26 protein-coding genes are annotated in these 22,757 nt (G+C 55.3%); 12 read left to right on the plus strand and 14 right to left on the minus strand.

The window, feature by feature from the left end:
- Window positions 1-214 precede the first annotated feature (214 nt).
- Both ADJ24_RS05215 and ADJ24_RS05220 read left to right on the plus strand, forming a co-directional pair.
- Entirely contained in the window at window positions 215-1,060 is an 846-nt protein-coding gene (locus ADJ24_RS05215) for an AraC family transcriptional regulator (RefSeq protein ID WP_023310108.1), read from the plus strand.
- A gap of 36 nt (window positions 1,061-1,096) precedes the next feature.
- Window positions 1,097-1,687 carry a LysE family translocator gene (locus tag ADJ24_RS05220; protein WP_023310109.1) on the plus strand — a complete coding sequence of 197 codons (591 nt, stop codon included), beginning with the start codon at window positions 1,097-1,099 and terminating at the stop codon, window positions 1,685-1,687.
- Here the strand turns inward: ADJ24_RS05220 and ADJ24_RS05225 are convergent.
- The 5 genes from ADJ24_RS05225 to aspA form a co-directional block, all read right to left on the minus strand.
- Entirely contained in the window at window positions 1,684-2,259 is a 576-nt protein-coding gene (locus ADJ24_RS05225) for a transcriptional regulator (protein WP_023310110.1), read from the minus strand. The two genes, ADJ24_RS05220 and ADJ24_RS05225, sit on opposite strands and share 4 nt — an antisense overlap.
- A 49-nt stretch (window positions 2,260-2,308) precedes the next feature.
- Entirely contained in the window at window positions 2,309-4,000 is a 1,692-nt protein-coding gene (locus ADJ24_RS05230; protein ID WP_023310111.1) for a protein-disulfide reductase DsbD, read from the minus strand.
- Window positions 3,976-4,299, minus strand: a complete 324-nt coding sequence (gene cutA / locus ADJ24_RS05235) for a divalent cation tolerance protein CutA (RefSeq protein ID WP_014168278.1) — start codon at window positions 4,297-4,299, stop codon at window positions 3,976-3,978. Before cutA ends, ADJ24_RS05230 begins: the two co-directional genes overlap by 25 nt.
- 113 nt (window positions 4,300-4,412) lie before the next feature.
- The gene (locus ADJ24_RS05240; protein ID WP_023310112.1) at window positions 4,413-5,714 is read right to left on the minus strand and encodes an anaerobic C4-dicarboxylate transporter; all 1,302 of its coding nucleotides are present in this window, start codon (window positions 5,712-5,714) and stop codon (window positions 4,413-4,415) included.
- 115 nt (window positions 5,715-5,829) lie between these two features.
- A complete protein-coding gene (gene aspA / locus ADJ24_RS05245; protein ID WP_003855923.1) occupies window positions 5,830-7,266 on the minus strand; it encodes an aspartate ammonia-lyase in 1,437 nt (478 codons plus the stop codon).
- A 335-nt stretch (window positions 7,267-7,601) separates the two neighbouring features.
- Between aspA and ADJ24_RS05250 the strand changes: the two genes are divergently transcribed.
- Window positions 7,602-8,066: an FxsA family protein gene (locus ADJ24_RS05250; RefSeq protein ID WP_023616652.1), complete on the plus strand. Its 465-nt coding sequence runs from the start codon at window positions 7,602-7,604 to the stop codon at window positions 8,064-8,066.
- A gap of 24 nt (window positions 8,067-8,090) precedes the next feature.
- Here ADJ24_RS05250 and yjeH read toward each other — a convergent pair whose 3' ends face one another.
- Window positions 8,091-9,341: an L-methionine/branched-chain amino acid transporter gene (gene yjeH, locus ADJ24_RS05255; RefSeq protein WP_023310113.1), complete on the minus strand. Its 1,251-nt coding sequence runs from the start codon at window positions 9,339-9,341 to the stop codon at window positions 8,091-8,093.
- Between the two features lie 179 nt (window positions 9,342-9,520).
- Between yjeH and ADJ24_RS05260 the strand changes: the two genes are divergently transcribed.
- The 3 genes from ADJ24_RS05260 to ADJ24_RS05270 all read left to right on the plus strand — a co-directional run bounded on the left by ADJ24_RS05260 (window position 9,521) and on the right by ADJ24_RS05270 (window position 11,977).
- Window positions 9,521-9,814 (plus strand): co-chaperone GroES, encoded by a 294-nt coding sequence (locus tag ADJ24_RS05260; protein ID WP_003855929.1) that lies wholly within the window; start codon window positions 9,521-9,523, stop codon window positions 9,812-9,814.
- A gap of 31 nt (window positions 9,815-9,845) precedes the next feature.
- Complete coding sequence (gene groL / locus ADJ24_RS05265; RefSeq protein ID WP_023310114.1) at window positions 9,846-11,489, plus strand: chaperonin GroEL; 1,644 nt, start codon at window positions 9,846-9,848, stop codon at window positions 11,487-11,489.
- 134 nt (window positions 11,490-11,623) lie between these two features.
- Window positions 11,624-11,977, plus strand: coding sequence for a DUF4156 domain-containing protein (locus tag ADJ24_RS05270; protein WP_023310115.1), 354 nt, complete (start codon window positions 11,624-11,626; stop codon window positions 11,975-11,977).
- Between the two features lie 47 nt (window positions 11,978-12,024).
- Here ADJ24_RS05270 and epmB read toward each other — a convergent pair whose 3' ends face one another.
- Window positions 12,025-13,053: an EF-P beta-lysylation protein EpmB gene (gene epmB / locus ADJ24_RS05275; protein ID WP_023310116.1), complete on the minus strand. Its 1,029-nt coding sequence runs from the start codon at window positions 13,051-13,053 to the stop codon at window positions 12,025-12,027.
- A gap of 40 nt (window positions 13,054-13,093) precedes the next feature.
- On the opposite strand from epmB, the gene efp reads away from it, so the two are divergent.
- The 3 genes from efp (at window position 13,094) to ecnB (ending at window position 14,105) form a co-directional block, all read left to right on the plus strand.
- The gene (gene efp / locus ADJ24_RS05280) at window positions 13,094-13,660 is read left to right on the plus strand and encodes an elongation factor P (protein ID WP_008502940.1); all 567 of its coding nucleotides are present in this window, start codon (window positions 13,094-13,096) and stop codon (window positions 13,658-13,660) included.
- A 58-nt stretch (window positions 13,661-13,718) separates the two neighbouring features.
- Complete coding sequence (locus tag ADJ24_RS05285; protein WP_024907352.1) at window positions 13,719-13,850, plus strand: entericidin A/B family lipoprotein; 132 nt, start codon at window positions 13,719-13,721, stop codon at window positions 13,848-13,850.
- Between the two features lie 108 nt (window positions 13,851-13,958).
- Entirely contained in the window at window positions 13,959-14,105 is a 147-nt protein-coding gene (ecnB, locus tag ADJ24_RS05290; protein ID WP_003025482.1) for a lipoprotein toxin entericidin B, read from the plus strand.
- A gap of 36 nt (window positions 14,106-14,141) precedes the next feature.
- Here the strand turns inward: ecnB and ADJ24_RS05295 are convergent, their stop codons facing one another.
- Window positions 14,142-14,741, minus strand: coding sequence for a helix-turn-helix transcriptional regulator (locus ADJ24_RS05295; RefSeq protein WP_023310118.1), 600 nt, complete (start codon window positions 14,739-14,741; stop codon window positions 14,142-14,144).
- Window positions 14,742-15,002: 261 nt separating this feature from the next.
- Here ADJ24_RS05295 and sugE point away from each other — a divergent pair, with 261 nt between their 5' ends.
- Window positions 15,003-15,320, plus strand: coding sequence for a quaternary ammonium compound efflux SMR transporter SugE (gene sugE, locus ADJ24_RS05300; RefSeq protein ID WP_008502938.1), 318 nt, complete (start codon window positions 15,003-15,005; stop codon window positions 15,318-15,320).
- Here sugE and ADJ24_RS05305 read toward each other — a convergent pair.
- Both ADJ24_RS05305 and blaACT read right to left on the minus strand, forming a co-directional pair.
- Window positions 15,317-15,847, minus strand: coding sequence for a lipocalin family protein (locus tag ADJ24_RS05305; RefSeq protein ID WP_023310119.1), 531 nt, complete (start codon window positions 15,845-15,847; stop codon window positions 15,317-15,319). The two genes, sugE and ADJ24_RS05305, sit on opposite strands and share 4 nt — an antisense overlap.
- Window positions 15,848-15,984: 137 nt before the next feature.
- Window positions 15,985-17,127, minus strand: a complete 1,143-nt coding sequence (gene blaACT, locus ADJ24_RS05310) for an ACT family cephalosporin-hydrolyzing class C beta-lactamase (protein WP_032668292.1) — start codon at window positions 17,125-17,127, stop codon at window positions 15,985-15,987.
- Between the two features lie 132 nt (window positions 17,128-17,259).
- Here blaACT and ampR point away from each other — a divergent pair, with 132 nt between their 5' ends.
- Complete coding sequence (ampR, locus tag ADJ24_RS05315) at window positions 17,260-18,135, plus strand: LysR family transcriptional regulator AmpR (protein ID WP_023310121.1); 876 nt, start codon at window positions 17,260-17,262, stop codon at window positions 18,133-18,135.
- A gap of 29 nt (window positions 18,136-18,164) precedes the next feature.
- Here ampR and frdD read toward each other — a convergent pair whose 3' ends face one another.
- The 4 genes from frdD to frdA are packed head-to-tail and all read right to left on the minus strand — an operon-like array spanning window position 18,165 to window position 21,458.
- On the minus strand, window positions 18,165-18,524 hold the full coding sequence (gene frdD / locus ADJ24_RS05320) for a fumarate reductase subunit FrdD (protein WP_023310122.1): 360 nt from the start codon (window positions 18,522-18,524) through the stop codon (window positions 18,165-18,167).
- A 10-nt stretch (window positions 18,525-18,534) separates the two neighbouring features.
- Window positions 18,535-18,930, minus strand: coding sequence for a fumarate reductase subunit FrdC (frdC, locus tag ADJ24_RS05325; protein ID WP_023310123.1), 396 nt, complete (start codon window positions 18,928-18,930; stop codon window positions 18,535-18,537).
- A 10-nt stretch (window positions 18,931-18,940) separates the two neighbouring features.
- On the minus strand, window positions 18,941-19,675 hold the full coding sequence (locus ADJ24_RS05330) for a succinate dehydrogenase/fumarate reductase iron-sulfur subunit (RefSeq protein WP_023310124.1): 735 nt from the start codon (window positions 19,673-19,675) through the stop codon (window positions 18,941-18,943).
- Window positions 19,668-21,458, minus strand: a complete 1,791-nt coding sequence (gene frdA / locus ADJ24_RS05335) for a fumarate reductase (quinol) flavoprotein subunit (protein ID WP_023310125.1) — start codon at window positions 21,456-21,458, stop codon at window positions 19,668-19,670. Before frdA ends, ADJ24_RS05330 begins: the two co-directional genes overlap by 8 nt.
- Window positions 21,459-21,768: 310 nt before the next feature.
- Between frdA and epmA the strand changes: the two genes are divergently transcribed.
- The gene (gene epmA, locus ADJ24_RS05340) at window positions 21,769-22,746 is read left to right on the plus strand and encodes an elongation factor P--(R)-beta-lysine ligase (protein ID WP_023310126.1); all 978 of its coding nucleotides are present in this window, start codon (window positions 21,769-21,771) and stop codon (window positions 22,744-22,746) included.
- Window positions 22,747-22,757 lie beyond the last annotated feature (11 nt).

Genomic DNA, 22,757 nt, shown 5'->3' on the forward strand with positions numbered 1-22,757 from the left:
ACGGGGATTTTCAATCCCCTGCTCTACCGACTGAGCTATCCGGGCAACGGAGCGCATTAAACCGCAATCACGCTCGATCGTCAACATTATTTCGGGAAAAGCTGTTCAACTGCTTAAGTTTGCGGCAATCTGTCCGCTTTCGCCGTGAAAATGCACAAATCTTCCAGACATAACCAGTGTAATACGGCAATGCTGATAGCAAGAGGAGGGCAGTATGGCAAATGACTGGCTTGAACTGCGTCAGCATGCAGATACGGGTATTGAGACGATTAAAGCGCATTTCGAAGGGCATGCCTTTGATCCGCACTGGCACGATAGCTATCTGGTAGGGATAACCCTCTCTGGCACGCAGCAGTTTCACTGCCGCCGTGAGCGTCATCGTAGCCAGCCGGGCGACGCATTTCTCCTCGAGCCTGGCGAGATCCACGACGGTGATGCGCCTGTAGAGGGCGGCTTTACCTATTTGACCTTCTATCTTGATGAGCACTGGCTTACCCGTGCGCTACAGGGGCTTTACGAATCTACTCCAGGGAGTTATTCACTCCACTTTGCCCAAACGCTGACGCGGGAGCCGCAGCTGGTGCGCGCTATCGGTGAGACATTCTCTACCCTGCATAATGACGAGATAAAAATCGTTCAGCAGAGCACAATGGATAATCTGCTCTCCCGGATCACCGCCCACTGCCACTGGCGTAAGAAACTGCCGTCGCAGTTACAAAGCGCTGCCGTGGCGCATCGTGCGCGCGACTATCTCTATGCCCATATCAGTGAGAACGTGGGGCTGTCAGACCTTGCTCGCGAGACGGGCACAGATCGCTTTACCCTGACGCGCTGTTTTAAGCGCGAGTTCAACCTGGCGCCACACGCATGGCTTATTCAGCTTCGTCTGGCAAAGGCCCGACAGCTGCTGGCGCGCGGCGACCAGCCCGTTGATGTGGCTGCCGCAGTGGGATTTGCCGATCAAAGCCATCTGAGGCGTTGGTTTCAGCGTGCTTACCGCATCTCTCCTGCACACTACCGACGGTTGTGCACAAACCTTCCAGACGTTTCCAAAAAATAACGGCACATTCATGGCTCTAATAAAAAGGAGCCACCTGTGAGTTTGATACCCTTTCTGTTGTTCGCATTTGTCGCTTCCATTACGCCGGGGCCGACCAATATTCTCGTGCTGACGAACAGCCAGCACTTTGGCGTAAAAAATACCGTACCTGCTATTCTGGGCGGGTGTATCGCGGCCAGTGCGATCGTGCTGGTATCCGGCGCGGGCGCGGGGGAAGTGCTGCGTCAGTACCCTTTGATACGTCAGATAATGAGCTGGACAGGCGTGCTGTGGCTAAGCTGGATGAGCTGGCAGCTGTTTCGCGCCCCGGCTGCCCGTCTCTCCGCTGAGCACCGTATCCGATTCACCGCTCGGGCGGCGGCGCTGCTGCAGATCGTGAACCCCAAAACCTGGATGATGGCGCTGGCCGTCGTCAGCCTGTTTGCCCCAGCTGGCGACCATGCATTGCGGGATATTGCGCTAATGGCGCTATGGTTTCTGCTGATCTCGATAGCCTGTTTGATGTGCTGGGCGTGGCTGGGTAAAGCGGTGAACCGAATTTTTCGCACCACCGTGGCGATGGTGCGGTTTCAGCGCCTGATGGCGCTGTGTCTGCTCATCTCCGCCTGGGCGGGCATGCTGGCTTAGGTCAGCGCTCCACCCATTCTGCATTGGGCAAAGCGTAGAATATCTTCCGCCAGGCGGTGCGCCGTATCCACATCTGCCTGGCTACGGTTCACCAGCATGCGGCTGAGGCAACCTTCCAGCACCAGCTCCATCTGTTTAGCCACCATCGCAGGGTCATCGACTTCCAGCGTGGTCAGCAGCTCGTGGGTGAAGTCATGCGCCGCCCGTTTTTGCTGCTCCGCCAACTGGTGGATAGGATGGCCTGGGTCGGGAAAATAAGTGCAGGCGGCGATGAACAGACAACCCGGGTAGCGGTTGTTGCTGACGCATTCCGTCAGCGCGGTATAGCGCGCCAGCAGCTTTTGCTCCGCGGTCAGTTCTTCATTCAGCATCAGCTGTCTGCGCCAGATATCAACCTGCTGGCTGAGATAGCGCAGGGCATCATAGAGTAGCGCCTCTTTATCCGGCCAGAAGCGCTTAAGTTCATCCAGAGGATAATCGATACGGTCGGCTACCATCTCAAGCGTGGTGCTGGCGATCCCTTGAATCTCAAGTAGTTGCAGGGCTTGTCCCAGTACGTCTTCACGTTGCACGGTTATCTCCTCCGCTATTCCCAACGGTTTGTCCCGTTTAAAGTGTTGTTTACGGTTGGCGATTGCGCAAATGCGCGCTAAATGCAGCAGCATCCATAAACCCGGTTACACGCTGCTCAGGCTGCTCATGGCCCTGTTGATTGAAGAACAGAATGGTTGGCAGCCCGAGTACGTTAAGCTGCTTCAGCAGAGCCTTATCCTGCGCATTATTGGCGGTCACGTTAGCCTGGAGCAAAACGGTCTCTTTCAGGGCGCTTTGCACCTGTGGATCGCTAAAAGTATATTTTTCAAACTCTTTGCAGGCGACACACCAGTCGGCATAGAGATCGAGCATCACCGGTTTGCCTTTCGCCTCTGCCAGGGCGCTATTAAGTTCATCCACGTTTTTAATCTGGGTGAAGTTCAGATGCGCTTGCATCTGACCCACCAGTGTGCCGAACGCCCAGTCCTGCAGAGGGCGTACGCTCACCAGCGCGGCAGCCAGCAGCAGGATTTGCACCAGGCGCATCCATGGCTTCTTCGCCTCCAGGCTGACGATAAACGCCCATGTAAAGAACGCTACGCCGAGCATCGCCCACAGGCGCAAACCCCAGGCGTCGCCGATGATACGCTCAAGGAGGAACACCGGCAGCGCGAGGATGACAAAGCCAAATGCGGTTTTCACCGTCTCCATCCACGGGCCGCTCTTCGGCAGAAGTCGATTACCGAAAACCGTGACCAGAATCAGCGGCAGGCCCATGCCCAGGGCATACAGGTACAACGTTCCGCCGCCGAGCCACATGTTACCGCTCTGGGCGATATAGAGCAGGATGGCGCTCAGCGGCGCGGTGGTGCAGGGAGAGCATATCAGCCCAGCAATGGCACCCATCGCGAACACGCCGCCTGCGGAGCCGCCCTGCTGACGGTTGCTCATCAGCGTTAAGCGAGTCTGCAAAGCCGACGGTAGCTGCAGGGTAAACAGGCCGAACATCGACAGTGCCAGCAGGATGAAGACCGCCGACAGGCCAATAAGGACGTAAGGATGCTGCAGTGCGGCCTGGAACTGTAACCCGGCAGCGGCAACCACGAGGCCGAGCGCCGTGTAGGTTAGCGCCATTCCCTGCACGTATATAAAAGCCAGCAGCAGCGCGCGGGCGGTAGAAAGACGCTGTTTGCCGCCCAGCACGATGCCAGAGATGAGCGGATACATCGGCAACACGCACGGCGTAAAGGCAATGCCGATACCAATCAGTAAAGCCCACAACGCTGAGAATGGAAGGTCAGCTCTGTCGTTGGTTTTCTCAACAGAGGGGACCGGCGTTACAGCAGCAGTCGCTTTCACTTCGCTAAGCGGCACGACTTTCGTTTCCGGCGGATAGCAGAATCCCGCGTCCGCGCACCCCTGGTAGGTCACCGTCAGCGTTGCACCTTTATCGGCCTGATTCACCGTCACGGGCACGCTTAAGCGCTGGCGGTAGATTTCACTCTTGCCGTAGAACTCGTCCTCGTGCCACTCGCCTGCGGGCAACTGTAATGCGCCTACGTTTGCCTTAGCAGGGGTAATGCTCACCTGCTTGCGGTAGAGGTAATAGCCCTCTTTCACCTGCCAGGTAAGATTGAGATCGTGCTGGTTTTGCTGAAAGTCGAAAACGAACGCCTGGTCGGCAGGAATAAAGTTCGAACGGCCGGGCGCGTCAAACAACCCGGCAAAAGCTGACGTGCTGCACAGCAGCAGGATCAGCGTAAGGAAGCGTTGAGCCATGAGAGATAGTCGTTATCGCCGTGGACCACTGGCAGCACCAGCAGTTCCGGAGTTTGGTAAGGATGATGAGATTTGAGGCAGTCCAGGAGAGCCTGCTGATTCGCCAGATTGGTTTTGAGCAACATCTGGACTTCGTACTCTTGCTCCAGCTTGCCTTCCCAGTAATAAAGGGAGGTGGCACCGGGGAGGAGCGTCACGCAGGCTGCCAGTTTTTCGGCCAGCACTTTGGCGGCGAGATCCTGGGCAGAGGCTTCATCAGGGGCGGTACACAGTACGACAACAGCATCAGGCGTGTTCACAAGTCGACCTCCTCATCACGAAAGGCTTCACTATATCACGCAAGGCGGTTGGTCATTAATGAAACGGGCCGCAGAGCGGCCCGATTTTAACTATTTTTACAACCACTCACCTTTTACAGCACCACGCCGCCAATGATAAAGCCGAGGATCACGCAAAGTGAAATGGCGACCACGCCCGGGATCAGGAACGCGTGGTTAAACACATACTTACCGATACGTGTTGAGCCGGTGTCGTCCATCTCCACCGCCGCCAGCAGGGTTGGGTAGGTTGGCAGAACGAACAGGGCGGAAACCGCCGCGAAAGAGGCAATCGCCGTCAGTGGCGTAACGCCCAGCATCAGTGCCGCAGGCATCAACGCTTTTGTGGTCGCCGCCTGGGAGTAAAGCAGGGTAGCGGCAAAGAACAGCACCACCGCCAGCAGCCACGGGTAGTTGTGCAGCAGGTCGCCTGCTACGGTCTGAATGTCGCTGATGTGCGCTTTCACGAAGGTATCACCAAGCCAGGCTACGCCGAGGACGCACACGCAGGCGCTCATACCGGATTTGAAGGTGCTGGCGTTCAGCACTTCGCCGGTATCAATTTTACAGGTGATGCTAATCAGCGTCGCGATGGTCAGCATAAACACCACAATCGCTTCGTTACGCGGCAGGACCGGGTTCTGGATCAGGCCCACGGTGTCGCTGATGGCGGTCGCGTAGAACATCACCGCGACAATACCGATCAGAAACAGCAGCACGGAACGTTTTGCGTGCGGCTTCAGCTCGAAGACCTGGCTGCCGCGCAGCCTCACTTCACCCTTGGCAAGGCGTTCCTGGTAAACCGGATCGTCTTTCAGTTCGGCGCCGAGGAAGTTACACAGCACGGCAGTGATCATCACCGCGATCAGCGTCACCGGGATACAGATCGCCAGCAGCGTCAGGTAGCTCACGCCCATCGGCTCAAGGATACCGGCGAAGAAGACCACCGCAGCGGAAATCGGTGAGGCGGTAATCGCAATCTGGGACGCGACGACGGCAATAGAGAGCGGACGAGACGGACGGATACCCTGCTCTTTCGCCACTTCGGTAATCACCGGCAGCGTAGAGAAGGCGGTGTGGCCCGTACCGGCGAGAATGGTCATAAACCAGGTCACCAGCGGGGCAAGGAAGGTAATGTATTTTGGATGGCGGCGCAGCATACGCTCCGCCAGGCTTACCAGGTAGTCCATACCGCCTGCCACCTGCATGGCGGCGATAGCGGCAATAACTGCCATGATGATTTCGATAACGTCGAACGGGATTGCGCCGGGTTTAATCTGAAAGATAAGGGTAAGAACGAGCACCCCGAGACCGCCGGCAAAACCGATGCCGATACCCCCGAGTCTTGCTCCCAAATAAATCGCCAACAAGACGATGACGAGTTCTGCTCCAAACATAAGGACCTGCCTTGCTTATTAACAAGTTGATATTGAATTGTTGTATTTAGGTAACGCCTAAAAAGAAAAAAGGCACGTCACAAGTGACGTGCCTTAAGAAGCCTAGCCAGAACGGTTATTGTTCGCTTTCATCGGTATATCGTTTCGCTTTATATGCCGGGTGCATCAGGTTCTGGGCCGAGAAGATATCGTCCAGCTCAGCTTCGGTCAACAGCCCGCGCTCCAGCACCACTTCACGTACGCTCTTACCGGTTTCGGCGCAAATCTTACCGACGATATCACCGTTGTGGTGACCGATGAACGGGTTGAGGTAGGTGACGATCCCGATGGAGTTGTAGACATAACCCTCACAGACTTCTTTATTCGCCGTGATGCCGTTAATGCATTTTTCCAGCAGGTTGTAGCAGGCGTTGGTCAGGATGTGGATGGATTCAAACATCGCCTGGCCAATCACTGGCTCCATCACGTTCAGCTGCAGCTGACCCGCTTCAGAGGCCATGGTCACGGTCGTATCGTTACCGATGACTTTGAAGCAAACCTGGTTCACCACTTCTGGCACCACCGGGTTCACCTTGGCTGGCATGATGGATGAACCGGCCTGCAGCTCTGGCAGGTTAATTTCATTCAGGCCAGCGCGCGGACCGGAAGAGAGCAGGCGCAGGTCGTTACAGATTTTGGACAGTTTCACCGCCAGACGTTTCAGGGCGCTGTGTACCATGACGTAGGCGCCGCAGTCGGAGGTGGCTTCAATCAGGTCTTCTGCAGGCACAACCGGCAGGTTAGAGACTTCAGCCAGCTTCTGTACCGCCAGCTGCTGATAGCCATCCGGGGTGTTCAGACGGGTACCGATGGCGGTGGCGCCCAGGTTCACTTCCAGCAGCAGCTCGGAGGTGCGCAGCAGGTTTTTGGTCTCTTCGTTCAGCAGTACGTTAAACGCGTGGAATTCCTGGCCGAGGGTCATCGGCACCGCGTCCTGCAGCTGGGTACGACCCATTTTCAGGATGTCCTGGAACTCAACCGCTTTACGCTGGAAGCCATCACCCAGCTGGTTGATCGCATCCACCAGTTTCACCACTGAGGCATACACCGCGATACGGAAGCCGGTAGGGTAGGCGTCGTTAGTAGACTGGCATTTGTTTACGTGATCGTTCGGGTTCAGGTACTGGTATTCACCTTTCTGGTGACCCATCAGCTCCAGGCCAATGTTTGCCAGTACTTCGTTGGTATTCATGTTGACGGAGGTGCCCGCGCCGCCCTGATAGACGTCAACCGGGAACTGGTCCATGCATTTGCCGTTGTTCAGCACTTCATCGCAGGCTGCGATAATCGCATTTGCCGCGCTTTTAGGAATGGTTTGCAGCTCTTTGTTGGCCAGTGCTGCGGCTTTCTTCACCATCACCATGCCACGGACAAACTCAGGGATGTCGCTGATTTTGCTGTTGCTGATGTAGAAGTTTTCAATCGCTCTCAGAGTGTGGACACCGTAGTAGGCATCCGCTGGAACTTCCCTGGTACCCAACAAGTCTTCTTCGATACGAATGTTGTTTAACATGTGAACCTTCTTTTCAAGCTGCCGATGGATTGTACTAAACACACAGTATTTATGTGGTTTTGAATATTTTCTGACCGACGATTATTCCCTCAATCAGCCAGATGCTCGAGATCATATGCTGATGATAGCGAATTGCCGTAAGCTGGATCACTTATTATCGAGCCGATTCCATGATAATTATTAATCTGTGAAATGGGTCACCGCTTTAAAATTTCCAAAAAAAATATCCGTGCAAACTGATTGAATTTTCGCTAACCGTCACCATCTCATACAAACGCGCGTCGCGAACACATTCAGACAGGGGCCCGATGGCCTCTGCCACACAGGAGATGCCAGTGCGCTGGATACCGTTTATTGCTTTCTTTCTCTATGTTTACATTGAAATTTCCATTTTCATCCAGGTTGCCCATGTGCTGGGCGTCCTGCTGACGCTGATTCTGGTGATTTTCACCTCCGTCATCGGCATGTCGCTGGTGCGTAATCAGGGTTTCAAAAATTTCCTGATAATGCAGCAGAAGATGGCCGCAGGGGAAAGCCCGGCGGAAGAGATGATCAAAAGCGTGTCGTTGATTATTGCGGGGCTGCTGCTGATCCTGCCGGGGTTCTTCACTGACTTCCTCGGCCTGCTGCTGCTTCTGCCGCCGGTGCAAAAACACCTGACCATGAAGCTGCTGCCGCATCTGCGCTTTAGCCGTATGCCGGGCGGCGGGTTCAGCACCGGGCCGGGCGATACCTTTGAAGGGGAATATCAGCGTAAGGATGAACAGCACGACCGTTTAGATCATAAAGACGATCGGTGATTTTGTTGCCCGGTGGCGCTTCGCCTACCGGGCCTCCGGGAGCGCACCGCGCTTCGGCAAAAACACCCACAGCCCTGCCAGCATGATAATCGCGTACAGACTCTTCCATCCCACCATCGCCAGCAACAGCAGGCAAAGCAAACCCCCGACGACCGCCAGAGCTTTATAGCGACCTTTCAGCAAACGACATCCCGCCAGCATGCACAGCAGGTAGATCATGATGAAAATGCCGTTGGCGTAGACGATCAGCGCGTCCAGATTAATCTTCAGTGCGTAAATACACAGCGTGCTCACCACGCAGCAGCCCAGTACGGTATTCAGGGCATTCAGCGGAAGCTGGCGTTTAGACAGGCGCGCGAGGCGATTCTCAGGTTTGTCGAGCGCCTGCGACCACACCAGCCGGGCAAAGCTCTGGATATAAATATTGAGGCTGGCAAAACAGGCGAGATAGCCGATGACACAGGCGATCCATAGCGCCTTCACGCCGAACAGTTCCACCACGATACCCGGCAGCGATGCCGCGGCGGCGAGATCCGCTCCGAACGCGTGGAAGTGTAAGACCAGCACGGTACATGCCCAATAGACCGTACCTGCCAGCAGCAGGCCTATCATCAGCGCGCGGGGGAAATCACGTTCAGGCTGCTTAAATTCAGAGGCCAGATGGGCAAAGGCCTCCAGGCCAACAAAACACCAGAACATGACGGAGAGCGCGGCGAAAAGCTCGGAATGGTCGACGTCGGTCAGCGCCGGGAAGGGAATTTCCTTTATTGTGATATCGCCCGCCCACCAGATTGCGACAACGAGCGCGACAATCAGCACCGCAACCAGCGTCTGCAGGTTGGCGCTGGAGCTGGCGCCTCGAGAACCCACCCACCAGACGATCGCCAGCGTACCCAGTTCGGCCAGCAATAACTGCTCGTTATGCCAGCCAAACAGCGCCTGACCAAAGCCGGTCGCAATATGCAACGCCGCAGGTAGGCCAACCGGAATGACGGAGAGAAACAGCCAGCCGGTGACACGCTGCAGCCGCGGGCCAAAGGCCAGTCCGACAAAGTGCGCCACGCCGCCCGCGCTGGGGAAATGCCGCCCCAGGATGGCAAACACAATGGCTATCGGGAAAACTAATACAATCAGCGCCGGCCACGCCCACAGGCTATTATTTCCAGCCACCAGAGCCGCCAGTGCGGGTACGGCAAACACGCCCGTACCTAACAAGGAGGTTGAGAGCAGTCCGACGCCCTGCGCCAGCCCCAGCTCCTGCTTGAGTCCACTCATTCACATCGCCCTGCCAGTACCAAAAGAGAGGCGATGGTAACACTTTCGCAAATTTTTTTTTCGACTCCCCCTTGAAGGGGGAAAAAGCTATCCCCATCTCTCAGGGCACTAGTCGGAAAACCGCATGCGGGCCGGCGTCATCCATAACTGATAATGACTTTCTCAAAGGAGAGCTATCAATGAGTATTCGTCCGTTACATGATCGTGTGATCGTCAAACGTAAAGAAGTTGAAACCAAGTCTGCTGGCGGCATCGTCCTGACCGGTTCTGCAGCAGCCAAATCAACGCGTGGCGAAATCATCGCTGTCGGTAAGGGCCGCATCCTGGAAAACGGAACTGTGCAGCCACTGGACGTTAAAGTTGGTGACATCGTAATTTTCAACGATGGCTACGGCGTGAAATCCGAGAAGATCGACAATGAAGAAGTGTTGATCATGTCCGAGAGCGACATTCTGGCAATTGTTGAAGCGTAATTTACGCACGAGAATTTGAGGAAATAAGAACATGGCAGCTAAAGACGTAAAATTCGGTAACGACGCTCGTGTAAAAATGCTCCGCGGCGTAAACGTACTGGCAGATGCAGTTAAAGTGACTCTGGGCCCGAAAGGCCGCAACGTAGTGCTGGATAAATCCTTCGGCGCGCCAACCATCACCAAAGATGGTGTTTCTGTAGCACGTGAAATTGAGCTGGAAGACAAGTTCGAAAACATGGGCGCGCAGATGGTGAAAGAAGTTGCCTCTAAAGCAAACGACGCTGCTGGTGACGGTACCACCACCGCGACCGTACTGGCGCAGGCAATCATCACCGAAGGTCTGAAAGCCGTTGCTGCGGGCATGAACCCAATGGATCTGAAACGTGGTATCGACAAAGCTGTCGCCTCCGCTGTTGAAGAGCTGAAAGCACTGTCCGTACCATGCTCTGACTCTAAAGCCATTGCTCAGGTTGGTACTATCTCCGCTAACTCCGACGAAACCGTAGGTAAACTGATCGCTGAAGCGATGGACAAAGTCGGTAAAGAAGGTGTGATCACCGTTGAAGACGGTACCGGTCTGGAAGACGAACTGGACGTGGTTGAAGGTATGCAGTTCGACCGCGGTTACCTGTCCCCATACTTCATCAACAAGCCAGAAACGGGTGCTGTTGAGCTGGAAAGCCCGTTCATTCTGCTGGCTGACAAGAAAATCTCCAACATCCGCGAAATGCTGCCAGTACTGGAAGCCGTTGCGAAAGCAGGCAAGCCTCTGGTTATCATCGCTGAAGATGTTGAAGGCGAAGCGCTGGCGACCCTGGTGGTTAACACCATGCGCGGCATCGTGAAAGTGGCTGCTGTTAAAGCACCTGGCTTCGGCGATCGCCGTAAAGCGATGCTGCAGGATATCGCAACCCTGACCGGCGGTACCGTGATCTCTGAAGAGATCGGTATGGAGCTGGAAAAAGCGACCCTGGAAGACCTGGGCCAGGCGAAACGCGTTGTGATCAACAAAGACACCACCACCATCATCGACGGTGTGGGTGAAGAAGCCGCTATTCAGGGCCGCGTGGGTCAGATCCGTAAGCAGATCGAAGAAGCGACTTCCGATTACGACCGTGAAAAACTGCAGGAGCGCGTAGCGAAACTGGCTGGCGGCGTTGCGGTAATCAAAGTCGGTGCAGCTACCGAAGTTGAAATGAAAGAGAAAAAAGCACGCGTTGACGATGCCCTGCATGCGACCCGTGCTGCGGTAGAAGAAGGCGTGGTTGCTGGTGGTGGTGTTGCGCTGGTGCGTGTTGCCGCTAAACTGGCAGGCCTGACCGCACAGAACGAAGATCAGAACGTGGGTATCAAAGTTGCGCTGCGCGCAATGGAAGCCCCTCTGCGTCAGATCGTCTCTAACGCCGGTGAAGAGCCATCTGTGGTTGCGAACAACGTGAAAGCGGGCGAAGGTAACTACGGTTACAACGCAGCAACTGAAGAATACGGCAACATGATCGACTTCGGTATCCTGGATCCAACGAAAGTGACCCGTTCTGCTCTGCAGTACGCGGCATCTGTCGCTGGCCTGATGATCACCACCGAGTGCATGGTAACCGACCTGCCTAAAGGCGATGCACCTGACTTAGGTGCTGCTGGCATGGGCGGCATGGGCGGTATGGGCGGCATGATGTAATCGTGCGCTCTACGTCGTAGAATGTGAAAAACCCCCGGGCAGAAATGCTCGGGGGTTTTTCTTTTGGTCATCTTTTAGGTATAAGATTTACACACGGACAACTACTGTCCAGCTTATTGAAAACGAGGAATAACATGCGCGTAAAAGTCTGTGCAGGGATTGTAGGGGCAGCATTGCTGCTGGCGGGTTGTAGCTCCAGCAATGAGCTGTCGGCAGCGGGCCAGGGCGTTCGCTTTGTGGAAGATAAGCCTGGCAGTGAATGCCAGCTGTTAGGCACGGCAACCGGTGAGCAAAGTAACTGGATGTCAGGTCAGCATGGCGAGGAAGGTGGCTCGATGCGCGGTGCGGCGAATGCCTTGCGTAACCAGGCTGCGGCAATGGGCGGTAACGTGATTTACGGCGTGAGCAGCCCAACGCAGAGTATGCTGTCCAGCTTCGTGCCGACCGCCAGCCAGATGAACGGCCAGGTCTACAAGTGCCCGAACTGATGGCCTTTTTCCCTCTCCCTGTGGGAGAGGGTTAGGGTGAGGGGAAGCTAGCACTGCCGCAGCTGCAAATCCAGCGGCGTCTTGCTCGGCTCTCCGCCAATCTCGCGTGCCAGCTTCGGCACCATATAGCCTGAAACCAGCGTTAACAGTTCGCGCATAATCTGCCGGGCTTCTTCATCCGTCACCATGAAATGGGCCGCGCCCTGAACGCGATCCAGCACGTGCAGGTAATAGGGCATCACGCCCGCATCAAACAGGGCATTGCTCAGGTCAGCCAGCACGCGGGCGCTGTCGTTCACGCCGCGCAGCAGCACGCTCTGGTTCAGCAGCGTCACGCCCGCTTTACGCAGACGCGCCATCGCCGCGCGAAAGTCATCGTCAATTTCGTTCGCGTGGTTGATATGGTTCACCAGCAGCACCTGCAATCTTGACTGCTCCAGGCGTGACACCAGGCCGTCAGTGACACGTGCCGGAATGACAATCGGTAAACGGCTGTGAATACGCAGGCGCTTAATGTGCGGAATGGCTTCAAGCTGGGTCAGCAGCCAGTCCAGCTCATGATCTTTTGCCATCAGCGGGTCACCGCCGGAAAAAATAATCTCATCCAGCTCCGGATGGGCGGCGATATAGTCCAGCGCGACCTGCCAGTTGCGTTTATTGCCCTGGTTTTCGGCATAGGGGAAGTGCCGACGGAAGCAATAACGACAATTTACCGCGCAACCGCCTTTTACCAGCAGCAGGGCGCGGTTGAGATACTTGTGCAGTAAACCCGGCACCACGCTGTTCTGCTCTTCCAGCGGATCGGTGCTGTATCCCGGCGCGGTGACAAACTCATCCTGCGAAGTAAGTGTTTGTTTTAAAAGTGGATCGTCGGGGTTGCCTTTCTCCATTCGCGCCACAAACGCACGGGGAACGCGCAGGGCGAAAATGCGCTTTGCCTCGCGGCCTGCAAGCAACTCTGGGTGCTGATCGAGGTCTAAAAGACGCAGCAATTCATCAGGACTGGTGATTACATCGGCAAGTTGCGATAACCAATCTTCTCTGGACGGGGTGTTTAGGGTTACAATATGCGCCATTTTGTGGCTTAGCTACCAGTTAACAAATTTAGAGGGCCTTATGGCAACGTACTATAGCAACGATTTTCGTGCTGGTCTTAAAATCATGATGGACGGCGAACCGTACGCGGTTGAAGCCAGCGAATTCGTTAAACCAGGTAAAGGCCAGGCATTCGCACGCGTTAAGCTGCGCCGTCTGCTGACCGGTACCCGTGTTGAGAAAACCTTCAAGTCTACTGACTCCGCTGAAGGCGCTGATGTTGTTGATATGAACCTGACCTATCTGTACAACGACGGCGAGTTCTGGCATTTCATGAACAACTCCACTTTCGAACAGCTGTCTGCTGATGAGAAAGCGGTAGGTGATAGCGCTAAATGGCTGCTGGATCAGGCTGAGTGCATCGTGACCCTGTGGAACGGCCAGCCTATCGCTGTCACCCCACCAAACTTCGTTGAACTGGAAATCGTTGAAACCGATCCAGGTCTAAAAGGTGATACCGCAGGTACCGGCGGTAAACCAGCCAAACTGTCTACCGGCGCAGTGGTTAAAGTTCCACTGTTCGTACAGACTGGCGAAGTGATCAAAGTGGATACCCGCTCCGGCGAATACGTATCCCGCGTGAAGTAATTTACGTCATGATTGAAGGCGCAGCGCCCGCTGCGCCTGATTTTTGCAGGCAGGGATGATGAAACGTACCGTTAAAATTCTGCTTCTGTTAGCGCTTTCCAGTGCATTGCTTTCCGGCTGTAACACCACCCGTGGGATGGGACAAGATATCCAGGATCTCGGTCATATCATTTCTCACGCCGCCAGCTAAGTTCGTCTAATTTTCCTAAAAATGCTTCCTTTTCCGTCAACCGGCGGGATCTTGTCTATTCTTAAGTTGCTATACACAAAATAACTTTGGCTATAAAAGGAAGATATTATGGTTAAGAAAACAATTGCAGCGATCTTTTCAGTCCTGGTACTTTCTTCAGTCTTAACAGCCTGTAATACCACGCGTGGCGTCGGTCAGGACATTTCTGAAGGTGGTAGCGCAATCTCTGGTGCGGCAACCAAAGCTCAGCAGTAATTAACATACGGTACGAGACCAGCGGGTTTCGTACCGTCAGCTTTCTGATTCCTGCAGGGATAAGAACGGAGAAAAACGCGTATCCATATGCAATTTCATGCGGATATTGCGTTTATAGGTATACACCGTTTTTCCGTTGATACTCAGGTGAGCGGCAATTTTTTGATTGCTCGCACCGTCCATCCACAATGTCAGCACTTTCTCTTCCTGTCGGGTCAGCAAGGGGGCCGCCGCCGTTGGCCTGTCAGCGCTGGCGCGTGAGATTAATGCGTCGTTGATCGTCGTTGCCACTTCTTCGAGACTGGCGTTTTTCAACAGCGACGACCACACCGGGAACTGTCCGAGCCAGTCGGTCATGCCGCGGTCCTCTCCCGATTGCAGCAAAATAAACGGTAATCGTTCACTGGCGCTCAGCAACGACGAAAGCTGCTGAAAATGATGAATATCCTGCCTGAAGCCGTAAAGATCGGCGATAACCAGCGTGGGTTTCCATTGCAGAATGTGCTCCCTGGCAAGGAACAGATTATTTAACCCGGTCACAACGTAGTGTCCCGGGAACAAACCGGAATGATTGAGCCATGCTTCAAACCCTGTGCGGGTGAAGTGACAACGGTCAATCAAAAGAATTTTGAACATATTTTATTCGCAGTCGGCTAGTGGTTTGGCTTCCTGCCATCAGAAAGCACATCATCATAGAGAAGTCGGATGAGTGCTAAATGCCGGAACTACGCGCCATACTGCGGCTATTTCTTGCCTTAATGTGTTCAGCAAAAAATGATTGAAAAAAAATAGCACGCTAACCACAATATGGGGCGTAATCTCTGCCTTACGGGACGACCCGTAAGCGTTTCTTTCACCGGGGACGGCCCCAACTTGTATTAAGTTAAGGAGCCTGAAATGTCCTGGATTATTCTTTTTATTGCTGGCCTGCTCGAAGTGGTATGGGCAATTGGTCTCAAGTACACCCACGGATTTACCCGCCTGACGCCCAGCGTCATAACCGTCACCGCGATGATCGTGAGTATTGTCCTGTTATCCTGGGCAATGCGCTCGCTGCCTGTGGGAACGGCTTATGCCGTCTGGACGGGCATTGGTGCGGTGGGGGCCGCCATCACCGGCATTCTGCTGCTGGGAGAGTCAGCGAGTCTGGCGCGTATCGCCAGCCTCGCCTTGATTGTGGCCGGGATCGTTGGGCTGAAGCTCAGTACCCATTAATGGGGTTGTTTTACCCAAATAAGTTTTGACACATCAAACCCTTGCCGGGTCGCGACGTCCAGCATCTGCTGTTTCATTTCTGACGAAATAGTTGGCGTGCGGGAAAGTATCCACAGATAGTCGCGATCCGGCCCGCAGACCAGCGCGTGACGGTACTCTCTGTCGAGCGCGATCACGTTATAGCCGCCATAAAACGGGCCGAAGAAAGAGACTTTGAGCGCGGCCCGTCGCGGGTCGCCCGTGAAGTACGCTTTCCCAATCGACTGCTGCCACATCTCCCGATCGGGATTATAGCCCCGGTTGATCACCTGAATACCGCCATCATCCATCGGGCTGTAATTCGCAGTGACCTTCTCTAAGCCCTGCTCAAACCGATGGTCGAGGCGCGCGATTTCATACCATGTTCCAAGGAAGCGTTGTGCATCAAAAGGCGAGACGACGGTAACGCCTGGAGGCGGGGTAGGGGAACTGCAGGCAACCACTAAAAACGCGGCTGTCACCGCGGCGATAACAGGCAGAATGCGCATAGGAGTTTCCTTACTGTTTTTTGTTAAGTGTAGATGACGGCAAGAAAAATGTGGTTTTTGTGCGGTGTGTTTCGCCGGGTGGCCACCCCGTGGATTTTGTAGGCCGGGTAAGCGTTAGCGCCACCCGGCAATGTTTACTACAGCGCGCTCAAAATACGGTATGCCGCCTCAACGCGTGCCGGGTTCGGATAGCTTTTATTTGCCAGCATCACAATACCGAGCTGCTTTTCAGGAATAAATGCCACGTAGCTGCCAAACCCGCCGGTAGAGCCTGTTTTATGGACCCAGGATGCGTTGACCGGGGGCGCCGGTGGATTCACTTCTCTCGCAGGCAGCGGTGCCAGTGCCACCTTATTGTCGCTACCTTCAACCACGGTTTTGGCATCGACCGGCCAGTTAAGCATTTCCCAGCCTAACCCCTGATACATGGCCCCCACGCGCCAGTAGCGAGACTGCGCCAGGGTAAGGCCTTTCCTGAGTGAATTATCCTGAAGGGAGTCCGGCTTCATGTTGACCATCACCCAGCTTGCCATATCCTGCACGTTGGTTTTTACGCCATAGGCTTCAGCGTCCAGCATTCCTGGCGAAACGTGTACCGCTTTACCGTCGCGGTATCCCCAGGCGTAATGCGCCTCTTCCGCTTTCGGAACGTTAATCCACGTATGGTCCAGCTTGAGCGGCTTAAAGACCCGCGTCGTTATGGCCTGCTCATAGCTCATGCCGGAAGGTTTGACCGCCAGCGCGCCAAAAAGACCGATGCTGGCATTGGCGTAAAGACGCGTGGTGCCCGGCTTCCACTGCGGCTGCCAGTTTTGATAAAAGCGCAACAGAGAGGCGTTATCCGTGACCTCATCCGGTACCTGTAACGGCAAACCTCCTGCGGTATAGGTTGCCAGATCCAGCATGCGGATCCCCTGCCACTGCTTGCCTGTCAGCTCAGGCCAGTATTTTGTCACCGGATCGCCCAGCGATATTTCACCGCGAGCAATGGCATCGCCACCGAGTACGCCGGTGAAGGTTTTACTTATAGAACCCAGTTCGAACAAGGTTTGTGGAGTGACAGGTTTGTTCGCCGCAACATCGGCTTTACCGAAGGTGAAGTAGTGCGGCTGACCCTCATAAATCACCGCCACCGCCATACCCGGAATGGCCTGCGCTTTCATCAGCGGCGTAACGGTCCGTTCCACCACCTCAGCCAGCTGTTTTTCTGACATCGGGGTAGCCAATACCGAGCAGGAGGTGCTGAGCAGCAGGGCGCAGCAAAGGGATTTAGTCATCATCATTTATCTTCCGTAATAGCAGTTCAAGGGAGTGTCCGGGCCCGTCAGACCGCTGTAGTCTGTTGGATTTGACTATGGCTGACAAACGGTTAAATTTAGCATTAGCTGTTAATTTTTCTAACGGACGAGACCATGACGCGCAGCTATCTCCCTCTTAATTCCCTGCGGGCGTTTGAAGCAGCCGCCAGGCATCTCAGTTTTACTCATGCCGCTATCGAGTTGAATGTCACCCATTCCGCGATTAGCCAGCACGTCAAGGCGCTGGAACAGCACCTTAATTGCCAGCTGTTTGTCCGCGTTTCGCGAGGGCTGATGTTGACCACCGAAGGCGAGAATTTGCTGCCGGTGCTGAATGACTCGTTCGATCGCATCGCCGGAATGCTGGATCGTTTTGCCAGCCAGCGCGCTCAGGAGAAGCTCAAAATAGGTGTGGTAGGGACTTTTGCCACGGGTGTTTTATTCTCGCTGCTCGCGGACTTTCGCCGCTGCTATCCGCATATTGATCTTCAGCTTTCCACCCATAACAATCGCGTCGATCCAGCGGCCGAAGGGCTTGATTACACTATTCGCTACGGTGGCGGCGCGTGGCATGGAACCGATGCTGAATTCCTTTGCCCTGCGCCGCTGTCTCCGCTCTGTACACCCGAGATTGCCTCAGTTCTCAAAAGCCCGGCAGATATCCTGAAGTTTACCCTGCTGCGCTCCTACCGGCGCGACGAGTGGGCTGCGTGGATGCAGGCAGCGGGCGAACACTCTCCCTCGCCGACGCACCGGGTGATGGTGTTTGATTCGTCCGTGACCATGCTGGAAGCCGCGCAGGCAGGCGTAGGGATTGCCATTGCGCCTGTCGACATGTTTACCCATTTACTCAGCAGCGAGCGCATCGTGCAGCCGTTTGCAACGCAGATTGATCTCGGAAGCTACTGGCTGACAAGGCTACAGTCACGGTCAGAAACGCCCGCAATGCGCGAATTTGCCCAGTGGCTGGTGGGGAAGATGCAGAAATAAAAGGCCCGCCGGATGGCGGGCCAGAAGCGTCAGATGGTGACCACGGCAATCAGCGTCACCACGGTCAGGATGGTCGCCAGACCGTAGAACACCCATTTCCCGCTCGGTACATGAATTTTCAGGTCATGCATCGCATGGTGAATACGGTGCAGGCCACACCACAGCGGCAGGACGATCATCAGGAAGATGAACGCGCGGCCGATAAAGCTGCTCGCGAACGCCAGTACGCGTTCGTAGCTCAGCGCATCGCCCGGGAACAGCCCCAGCGGCAGCATAATGCCGACCAGCAGAATGATGACGGGGGCGATGATGGCACTCCACATGCCGCCTGCGCCAAACAGGCCCCAGAAGACCGGCTCGTCAGAACGTTTTGGATTTGGATTGATCACAGGTGTCTCCTTACCAGAACAATGCGACAAACAGAATGACCACAGTGACCAAAATCGTCACTGCCCAGAGCCCTTTAATCACCGGCTCTGGCCCCATTTTCTCGTCTTTTACGATGATGTTCGCCGCTTTTGGCGCCAGCTCAAACCAGGTTTTGGTGTGAAGCAGCGCGGCCGCGAGCACGATCAGGTTCAGAACAACAACGATCGGGTTTTGCAGGAAACCGACAAAGCTGGCCCAGGCTTCCGGGCCATGCTTGAGGGCAAAAACGCCGTACATCAGCTCAAGGCTGAACCAGACCGCCGGTACCGCCGTGCCTTCACGCAGCATGTAGAAGCGATAAAACGGCAGGTTTTTCCACCAGGTGGACGGCACAGGCCGCACATAGGCTTTGCGTTTAGTCGTCATCATGCACTCCTTAGCGTGGTTTCAGGGTAGCGATAAGAAAGTCTTTCGAGCTTTCCACTTTACCCTGTTGAATTGCGGCGGCCGGGTCGACGTGCTTCGGACAAACTTCGGAGCAATAACCCACAAAGGTACAGCTCCAGACGCCGTTCTGGCTGTTAAGCTGCGCCATACGTTCTTTTTTACCGTGGTCGCGGCTGTCTTCGTTATAGCGGTGCGCCAGGGTAATGGCGGCCGGGCCGATGAACTCCTTGTTCAGGCCAAACTGTGGACAGGCGGCGTAGCACAGGCCGCAGTTGATGCAGCCGGAGAACTGATGGTATTTCGCCATCTGCGCCGGCGTCTGGGTATTCGGCCCCTGATCCGGCGTGCGCGGATTACCGATGATGTACGGCTTAATGGCTTCCAGGCTTTCGATAAAGTGGGTCATATCGACCACCAGATCGCGTTCAATCGGGAAGTTGCCCAGCGCTTCGACCTTAATGCCTTTGGTGTACTCGCGCAGGAAGGTCTTACAGGCCAGCTTCGGCACCTTGTTGACCATCATGCCGCAGGAGCCGCAGATTGCCATACGGCAGGACCAGCGATAGCTCAGGTCTGGCGCCAGGTTGTCTTTGATATAGCCGAGCGCATCCAGCAGGGAGGTTTGCTCGTCATAAGGGACTTCATAGAAAGCGCTGTGCGGTGCGGCGTCCACTTCCGGATTGTAGCGCACCACTTCAACTTTCATTTTTTGCATCTCAGCCATTCGCCTTCTCCTTCTTCTCGGCGGCTTCTGCTTCTGCACCGTACACGCGTTTAGCCGGCGGCAGCGTAGTGATTTTCACGTCGCTGTAGTCCAGACGTGTGGTGCCATCTGCATCGCGCCAGGCGAGAGTGTGTTTCAGGAAATTGACGTCGTCACGTTCGGTACAGCCTTCGTCCAGACGCTGGTGGGCCCCACGCGACTCTTTACGCGCCAGCGCAGAGTGCGCCATACATTCCGCGACGTTCAGGCCGTGGCCCAGCTCGATGGTGTAGAGCAGGTCGGTGTTGAATACGCTGGAGGTATCGGTGATGCGCACGCGCTTGAAGCGCTCCTGCAGTTCCGCCAGCTTGTCGACGGTTTTTTGCATCAGCTCAGGGGTACGGTAGATACCGCAGCCTTCTTCCATCGACAGGCCCATCTCGTCGCGGATCTTAGACCAGTTCTCGTTACCCTCCTGGTTCACCAGGTCTTTCAGGCGTTTTTCAACGTCTGCGACCTGCGCATCCAGCGCGGCACCGTTGGCTTCGCCTGCTGTAGCCGCCCGCTCCATCGCGCGCTCGCCCGCCATGCGGCCAAAGACGACCAGCTCGGCCAGCGAGTTTGAGCCGAGACGGTTGGCGCCGTGCAGACCCACGGAGGAACACTCGCCGACGGCGAACAGGCCTTTAATACGGGTTTCGCACTGCTGGTCGGTTTCGATCCCGCCCATGGTGTAGTGCGCGGTTGGACGCACCGGAATCGGCTCTTTCACCGGGTCGACGCCGACGTAGGCTTTCGCCAGCTCGCAGATGAACGGCAGACGTTCCAGCAGTTTCTTCTCGCCAAGGTGACGCAGGTCGAGATAGACCACATCGCCGCGCGGCGTGGAGATGGTGTTGCCTTTGCGCCACTCGTGCCAGAAGGCCTGAGAGACTTTGTCGCGCGGGCCGAGTTCCATGTATTTGTTCTTCGGCTCGCCGAGCGGGGTTTCCGGGCCCATGCCGTAATCCTGCAGATAGCGATAGCCGTTTTTATTGACCAGAATACCGCCTTCACCGCGGCAGCCTTCCGTCATCAGAATGCCGGAGCCCGGCAGACCGGTTGGGTGATACTGCACGAACTCCATATCGCGCAGCGGTACGCCGTGGCCGAGCGCCATGCCCATGCCGTCACCGGTGACGATGCCGCCGTTGGTGTTGTAGCGATAAACGCGACCCGCACCGCCCGTCGCCATCACTACGGCGTTGGCGCGGATCTGGACGAGCGTGCCTTCCATCATGTTCATCGCCACCAGGCCACGCGCCTGCCCGTCATCAACCAGAATGTCGAGGACGAAATGTTCATCGAAGCGCTGAATTTGTGGGAACTGGAGGGAGGTCTGGAACAGGGTGTGCAGCATGTGGAAGCCAGTTTTATCGGCGGCGAACCAGGTGCGTTCAATCTTCATACCGCCAAAGCGGCGAACGTTGACGCTGCCGTCCGGACGGCGGCTCCACGGACATCCCCACTGTTCAAGCTGGGTCATTTCCGTGGGACAATGATGCACAAAGTAGTCAACGACATCCTGTTCGCAAAGCCAGTCGCCCCCTGCAACCGTGTCGTGGAAATGGTATTCAAAGCTGTCATGATCCTGCGCAACGGCGGCGGACCCTCCTTCTGCTGCCACTGTGTGACTACGCATTGGATAGACTTTTGAAATCAATGCGATTTTAGCGTTGGGATTAGCTTGTGCTGCAGCAATCGCAGCACGTAATCCAGCCCCGCCAGCGCCTATTACGGCAAGATCGGCTTGAAAAGTTTGCACGACATTCCTCCAGATTTTTGTTATTTCGCAACGCGACAAACTAAAGGTAGTTCACCCGTCCAAAAGGACGATTGCGAAAGCGTTTCCACTGCTCCTTTATGGGTAAAACAGTATAACCGTGTAGATGTCAGGGAAATTTGACGTGTTCGATTTTTTTGCTGTTCTGTACGGCGATTTATCATGAAGATTGATGAAATACGTCACGAAAAAGTTCACCTAAATGAAATGCGCTTTTTTACTGCGCAAAATTTGTCTCTGCCCCTGCTAACGAGTAGACTTCGTGCCCTTGTCTGAAATCGGAGAACAACTCATGAGCGAAACGGCCACCTGGCAGCCGAGCGCATCCATCCCTAATCTGTTAAAACGCGCTGCAATTATGGCGGAGATCCGCCGTTTCTTTGCCGACCGCGGAGTCCTGGAGGTGGAAACGCCGTGCATGAGTCAGGCAACGGTAACGGATATTCATCTGGTGCCGTTTGAAACCCGTTTTGTTGGCCCCGGCCACTCTCAGGGCATGAATTTGTATCTGATGACCAGCCCGGAATACCACATGAAACGCCTGCTGGCGGCGGGATGTGGTCCGGTGTATCAGCTGTGCCGCAGCTTCCGTAATGAGGAGATGGGGCGTCACCACAACCCGGAATTCACCATGCTGGAGTGGTACCGCCCTCATTATGATATGTACCGTCTGATGAATGAGGTGGACGATCTGCTGCAGCAGGTTCTGGACTGCTCAGAAGCCGAAACGCTCTCCTATCAGCAGGCTTTCCAGCGCCATCTGGAAATCGATCCGCTATCGGCGGACAAAACCCAGCTGCGCGAAGTGGCGGCAAAACTGGATCTCAGCAACGTGGCGGATACCGAAGAGGATCGCGACACGCTGCTACAGCTGCTGTTCACCTTCGGCGTAGAACCACAGATTGGCAAGGATCGTCCGACGTTTGTCTATCACTTCCCGGCAAGCCAGGCGTCACTGGCGCAGATCAGTACCGAAGACCATCGTGTCGCAGAGCGTTTTGAGGTCTATTACAAAGGTATTGAGCTGGCGAACGGCTTCCACGAACTGACCGACGCCCGCGAGCAGGCGCAGCGTTTCGAGCAGGATAACCGCAAGCGCGCCGCGCGCGGCCTGCCGCAGCAGCCTATTGATGTGAATTTGCTTGAAGCATTAAAAGCGGGCCTGCCGGATTGCTCCGGCGTGGCGCTGGGTGTTGACCGTCTGGTGATGCTGGCCCTGGGCGCAGAGCAGCTTGGCGATGTGATTGCGTTTACCGTAGATCGCGCCTGACGGCAGTTTAC

The organism is Enterobacter sp. 940_PEND, assembly GCF_001059415.1.
Classification (GTDB): domain Bacteria; phylum Pseudomonadota; class Gammaproteobacteria; order Enterobacterales; family Enterobacteriaceae; genus Enterobacter; species Enterobacter cloacae_M.